Here is a 1,171-nt window from a genome sequence, read left to right on the forward strand (position 1 = left end):
CCCGCTGGAGCCCGCGCTCGACGTGCGCTTGCGCACCATCGCCGTCCGCGAGTCCGCCGCGCAGGCATCGTCCTACCGCTTCACCGCCGAATCCGTGGCGCACGCCTTCGTCGTCGGCGAGACGGAGCAGTCGATCCTCGATTTCCTCTCCTCCGTCTCGCTCACGGGCATCCCGCAGCCCCTCAGCTACCTCCTCACCCAGACCGCCCAGCGACACGGCCTGGTCCGCGTCTCGACCGACGACGAGACAGGCCGCACGCGCATCGAGAGCGCCGACAGCCATCTCCTCCAGGCGATGACCGTCGATCAGACGCTGCGCCCACTCGGTCTCACTGCGCACGTCGACTCGTTGACGACCCGCGTCGGTCGCGACACCGTGTACTGGGCGCTCACCGATGCGCGATACCCGGCGACACTCGTCGGCTCCGACGGCGCTCTCCTGGTCAGAGAACGACACCCAGCGCCGCCGGCTCCGGCGTCGACCGACGACTCCTCCGGACTGGCTCCTCTGATCGCGCGCCTGCGCTCACACCAGGGGCCTGACGCCGATGCGGCATGGCTCGATCGCGAACTCGAAGCTGCGGTGCGGGCGAAGTCCGTCCTCAAGGTCACCGTCGGGATGCCGGACGGGTCGACCAGGGACCTGCTCCTGGAGGCGACGGGCCTCGGTGGAGGCAGACTCCGTGGACGAGACCGCGCAGCGGACGTCGAACGCACGCTGCCGGTTTCGAGCATCCTCACAGCGACGATCGTCGCCCCATGAGGCCCTGCGCATCGGGCGACCGCTAAACTGGTCAGCTATGTCTGATGGCCCCTTGATCGTCCAGAGCGATCGCACCGTGCTGCTCGAAGTCGCCCACGCCGATGCCGAGAGCGCCCGCCACGAACTGGCGATCTTCGCCGAGCTGGAACGCGCTCCCGAGCACATCCACACCTACCGCATCACGCGGCTCGGTCTGTGGAACGCCCGCGCCGCAGGGCACACCGCAGAGGACATGCTCGAGACGCTCGATCGCTGGTCCCGCTTCCCGGTCCCGCCGTCCGTCGCGGTCGACCTGCGGGAGACGGTGAACCGCTACGGCCGGCTGGTGATCGAGCGCGACGACGAGGGCACCCTGATCCTGCGCTCCTCCGATCCCGCCGTGCTGGCACAGGTCGCGAACAACAAGCG

The 1,171-nt window shown here is 69.3% G+C and carries 2 protein-coding genes; both read left to right on the forward strand.

Annotated features, from left to right (window positions below):
• Positions 1 to 763: helicase-associated domain-containing protein (locus DSP71_RS13700; protein ID WP_181800739.1), on the forward strand; the 763-nt coding region annotated here is incomplete at its 5' end.
• 37 nt (positions 764 to 800) lie between these two features.
• Positions 801 to 1,171: helicase-associated domain-containing protein (locus DSP71_RS23865; RefSeq protein ID WP_258546443.1), on the forward strand; the 371-nt coding region annotated here is incomplete at its 3' end.

Source organism: Microbacterium sp. H6 (genome assembly GCF_003314775.1).
Classification (GTDB): domain Bacteria; phylum Actinomycetota; class Actinomycetes; order Actinomycetales; family Microbacteriaceae; genus Microbacterium; species Microbacterium oxydans.